Source organism: Photorhabdus hindustanensis, from assembly GCF_002968995.1.
Taxonomy (GTDB): domain Bacteria; phylum Pseudomonadota; class Gammaproteobacteria; order Enterobacterales; family Enterobacteriaceae; genus Photorhabdus; species Photorhabdus akhurstii.
On sequence record NZ_PUWT01000102.1, the window covers coordinates 1 to 4,705 of the forward strand.

Sequence of the window (4,705 nt, forward strand, 5' to 3'; positions counted from 1 at the left end):
AACAGAAACAGAAAACAGAAAACAGAAAACAGAAAACAGAAAACAGAAAACAGAAAACAGAAAACAGAAAACAGAAAACAGAAAACAGAAAACAGAAAACAGAAAACAGAAAACAGAAAACAGAAAACAGAAAACAGAAAACAGAAAACAGAAAACAGAAAACAGAGAACAGAGAACAGAAAACATTATTATATTTGTAAGTGCTGTTTTGTTAAAGCCATTTATTAAATTATTTTTTAATTAAAAAGTAAGAAGATTTTCAATATGAGAATCTTTTTAACGGTTTATCATCTTTTTAACAGCAAATTCAAGTTAATAGTAAATACGTTTTCTAGAAAGATAGTTAATTGAATTCAGTCGAAACCCATTAACCATTAACAGTGAGTTAAAAAAATTAGAACACAAAAACATTATCCTAATAGACTGGTATTTAAGTGTTTTCTCTCCGTTATTTTATGAAGTAAACCATAAAAGATAGCAAAATAAAAAAGCGGTGAAAACGGTTAATATGGCAGGATTTAAGTTCTGAGAAAACTTGATTATCCGAAAAAACATAAAGGGTAGCGACTGATGAAAACCACTTAAGATTGTCAGTAAAGATAGAAAGCGAGTATGATTAATGTTTTTAAACATAAAACCAGATATACCATGATGATTAAAATTGATAAAAAGCAGACGTAAAAAGTGGTAAAACAACTGTTAAAACCTGATACCGATTAAACCCTGGAGTTAAAACTATGACTTTTAACAATCGCTTAAAACCCATCCATCATAAAACCACCAGTTAAAACCGGTGGCTTTAAATTTTTACATAAAAGAGTAAGCATAGCATCTAATAAAGAGTCCTCTCTGTGATGTGGTTCAGCATTTTTGTTAGCAAACTTGTTTTCTAATTTGACAACAAATATTAATTTTAATATAAATTCAGTTAAAGCCGCTATATTTTAAGTTAGCATTTAGCAACTGGTGAAGTATTAGATAAGTTATTTTTGGTTCAAGATTATGCGAAAGGAATAATGAATATAGATAAAGAGAAATTTATTGTTTATGGTAAAAATAGTAAAGTAAAAGAATATATCATGCATGATAATGACATATTACTTACCAGGATAGTGAATTAAAATGATAAAAATCACTGATTTATGCTTTAGTTATAAAAGTAGAGAAATTAAGAAAAATATTTTTAAAAATATATTTTCATTAAATGAAGTCGAAGTGATTTTATTTAAAAATATAAACATTGAAATATTTGACGATAGCAAGATTATAGGATTACTGGGTAAGAACGGCGCCGGAAAAACAACTTTAATAAAACTGATTTCCGGCATTTTAACTCCGAATTCTGGAAATATTACCGTTTTTGGCATTAATTCAAGTGGAAGACCTCTTAATCTTTTATCCAATCTTGGTATCGTTTTTGGCAATAAATCAATGCTTTGGGAGGAGTTATCTCTCTATGAGAATATTGAGCTTTTTTCTAAGATATATAAACGTGATTATGATAAGAATAGTGTTGAGAATATGATAGAAATGTTGAACCTTAGAAATATAGCAAAAAAACCTGCAAAAACGTGTTCTTTAGGTCAATCTGTGAAATCCAACTTATTAATACACTTTCTTAATAGGCCAAAATTACTGATATTGGATGAACCAACAATCGGATTAGATATAGAGTCACAAATTTTATTACGCAATATTTTAAAATATTATGCTCAAAATAATGAAAGCAAAATACTAATTACCTCACATAATATGATAGATATTGCGGATGTTTGCAAGGATATTATCTTCTTGAAGGATGGTGAAATATCAAAAATAAATCTAAATAAAAATAATTCGAAAGAAAAGAATGCGCTATATCTAGAGGGCCTTTTCTGTGATAATTAAATTTTCTTTTATTGAAACCATTAGGGCTAAGAATATAATATTTGGTTACTTATTTATAATTATAACATTATATGCGGTTGAACTATCTTTTTGGGATACCATGACAAAATCAAATGGTTTTGTTAACTATACACATGATGAAATAATAGTTTATATATTATGGTCTGTTATTATATTTCAATTAACAAGTATTACCGGATTTCCAGAAAATTTATCATTCCATATTGAAGATGGTAGTATAGATAGATTAATTATAATGCCAAAATCAATACTATTATATTATTCGGAATATGCTTTGGGGCAGATATTAGCTAGATTATTTATAATGTCACCATTAATTTTATTCATAATTATATACCAAAAGGACATTCCTAATTTTATATATCTATTTATTTCTTTATGTATAGGGTTGTTTATCAACTTGTACTTAACAATGATATTGTCATGTATGGCATTCAAATTTAGAGGCTCGTATTCTTTTATAATTATTAAGGATACTTTGTCATGGGTCCTTTCAGGTGCGTTAATACCATTAGATGTATTTAGTGATTCTTTAAAATCAATATTTAATTATATTCCATTTCAATATATCACCTATATTCCAGTTAAAATTGCGACAAATTCAACATCTATTTATTTCATATTTAATGGATTTTTAATCATGATGTTCTTAATGATAATTTTTAATTTTATTTGGAATTATATGTTAAAATACAATCAAGGGTATAATGGCAATGCTTAAAATTATATTTATTGGTTTTAAAAGTGGATTATCAGAAGCAAAAAAAAGCCCATTAAATTTTTGGTTATCCGCTTTTGTTAATTTTAGTTACTATATAGCACAAGCTTTCTTTTGGTATGCTATTTTAAATTCACAATCTTCAGGTTATATTTTATCTGATGATTTTATTATTATATTTTTTACTACGGTATGTTTAGTCGATAATTTTTATCTTTTTTTTATTTGGTAAAGGAAGCCTCTTGCTGGTTAAAAAAGTCAAATCATTAAAATTAGAACCTCATTTGGCGTTACCTATAAATACTCAATTCTTATATATCACTACAAACATTGCATTTGAGCATTTTTTGTTGTCATTCCTATCTTTAGTATTATTTTTTACTGTACATATTTACCTTGGCACTAATATTTTGTTGGTTTTTTTACATTTTATAATGGCATTAGAGGGAGTCTTAATACTTACTTCAATTACATGGATCATAAGAACAACAATATTTTGGACAAATTCATTAGTTAGTATTAAAAACTCAAATCCTTGTTTTAAAGTATTGGTGAGACCTGAACAATCTTTTCATGGTGTAGTTCGTTTTATTTTAATGTTCATACTTCCGTGTCTATTTATAACGGGTGTTCCAGCTTCAGTAGCAAGTGGAATAATGAGTATGAAATGGTTTTTTATTCAAACTTTGGTAACATTGATTTTAATTTTTATAGCGAAATTGGTTTTTGATATTGGTGTTAAAAGGTATTCTAAATATATCACGTGAGGAAATATAATGAAATTGGGAATTATTTCTGGAAGCCATAGATCGCATTCTAATTCAAGTAAAGTTGGTGATTTCTTAGATTCACTTGAAATAACTAAAAAATTTACTTTTATTATATAGTGATAACGAATTAGTGCATAAGCCAGCATTGTTAGTGTCAATATCCGCTGGAAATGGTAGCACTTTTTGTATTTCTGAATTAAGGTCATCTGGATATAAAAATAACAATCACCACCTCCCTAGGAGGTGGTTTAAGGATGACAATAAAAAAATAAAGCCAGACTAGCCGGCTTTATTCTTACTTTAAGCTGTACCGTCCACCAGAATTATGCTGCCCTTACAATATAGTTAAATGCCACGTTACGAGGTCTATTTTCGTTAGCGGTTGGGACTTGTCTTGATGCATCAATGTCAAAATAGGTAAGATCAGAACTAGCGCCGCCATTTGCTGAACGTGTTTCTGCCGTAGCATATCGCGACGATGCCATGACCCCAATCACAACAGGCGTCTGAGGAGCACCGCCCATCTGGGCATGTATAACTTGAGTTGACCCCGTAATATTTCTGATTGCATCTCCCTGCCAAGACAAAAGCCCACGACCACCATCAACACCTCGATTATCATCCCATCCGCGGATAAATTCTCCTCTTAAATCAGGTAATCTACCGCCAGGATAAGCCTCCGCCAACTTCGGATACTGTAATTTATTAAAAGGTGAACCATTACAAATGAAATAACCGAAAGGTGGATAGATTAACGGCCAGGGAATAGGAGAACCGACAGGTATATTAATCTCTTCACGTAATGAATTTATTACTTCCTGAACAAGCTTTTGTGTAGCCGCCAATGTGTCGCTATTGCCAATCACATTTGTCAGCTGAACAACTCCTTTTTGTGTTAATGAAGCACTGGGCATACCTACTGTAATTTTTTGTTCTATCGCCTTATTTAATTGAGCAGTGAGTTTAGCTACATTTCCATCATCCAGAACATCATTGCCAGATCGTGTCGCGATAAAATCAGCGACGACAGATGATATGGTTGATGACTGACGTAATACCTTATTTAACAAGTGGGTGGGAACATTATCCGGAGAGAATCCTGTCTGCAACCCCTGGCTTTGTTCATATTTTTCTTGACTAATGACATTCGCATTATCACTAATAGAAAAAGCTTTAAAATCATTCTTGTGACTCATATACTTTCCTTAAATTAAATAATGTGACTTTATAATCAACATTTTGAATTATTGTAGAAATAGTCTCCTGCAATTCAGGCTAATCAAAGTCTAGTTCAGGAAAAATATAATAC

Annotated in this window: 6 protein-coding genes; 5 read left to right on the top strand and 1 reads right to left on the bottom strand. The window is 30.1% G+C overall.

Annotation, left to right across the window (positions count from 1 at the left end):
- From C6H66_RS23795 to C6H66_RS23815, 5 genes are all read left to right on the top strand, one after another.
- On the top strand, positions 1 to 200 hold a 200-nt coding region (locus C6H66_RS23795), incomplete at its 5' end, for a hypothetical protein (protein WP_219847645.1).
- Positions 201 to 1,122: 922 nt separating this feature from the next.
- A complete protein-coding gene (locus C6H66_RS23805; RefSeq protein WP_105396931.1) occupies positions 1,123 to 1,887 on the top strand; it encodes an ATP-binding cassette domain-containing protein in 765 nt (254 codons plus the stop codon).
- Positions 1,877 to 2,629: an ABC-2 family transporter protein gene (locus C6H66_RS23810; protein WP_105396932.1), complete on the top strand. Its 753-nt coding sequence runs from the start codon at positions 1,877 to 1,879 to the stop codon at positions 2,627 to 2,629. The genes C6H66_RS23805 and C6H66_RS23810 overlap by 11 nt, the downstream gene beginning before the upstream one ends.
- Entirely contained in the window at positions 2,616 to 2,858 is a 243-nt protein-coding gene (locus tag C6H66_RS27140; protein WP_248000811.1) for a hypothetical protein, read from the top strand. Before C6H66_RS23810 ends, C6H66_RS27140 begins: the two co-directional genes overlap by 14 nt.
- Positions 2,859 to 2,868: 10 nt before the next feature.
- On the top strand, positions 2,869 to 3,393 hold the full coding sequence (locus tag C6H66_RS23815) for an ABC-2 family transporter protein (protein ID WP_248000812.1): 525 nt from the start codon (positions 2,869 to 2,871) through the stop codon (positions 3,391 to 3,393).
- Between the two features lie 326 nt (positions 3,394 to 3,719).
- On the opposite strand, the gene C6H66_RS23825 is transcribed toward C6H66_RS23815, so the two are convergent.
- The gene (locus C6H66_RS23825) at positions 3,720 to 4,592 is read right to left on the bottom strand and encodes a phage tail protein (protein WP_105396933.1); all 873 of its coding nucleotides are present in this window, start codon (positions 4,590 to 4,592) and stop codon (positions 3,720 to 3,722) included.
- Positions 4,593 to 4,705 lie beyond the last annotated feature (113 nt).

Bases quoted from the DNA above. Each gene is read 5' to 3' on its own strand.
- C6H66_RS23805 (WP_105396931.1), top strand. From the start codon at position 1,123: ATGATAAAAATCACTGATTTATGCTTTAGTTATAAAAGTAGAGAAATT.
- C6H66_RS23825 (WP_105396933.1), bottom strand. From the start codon at position 4,592: ATGAGTCACAAGAATGATTTTAAAGCTTTTTCTATTAGTGATAATGCG.
- C6H66_RS27140 (WP_248000811.1), top strand. From the start codon at position 2,616: ATGGCAATGCTTAAAATTATATTTATTGGTTTTAAAAGTGGATTATCA.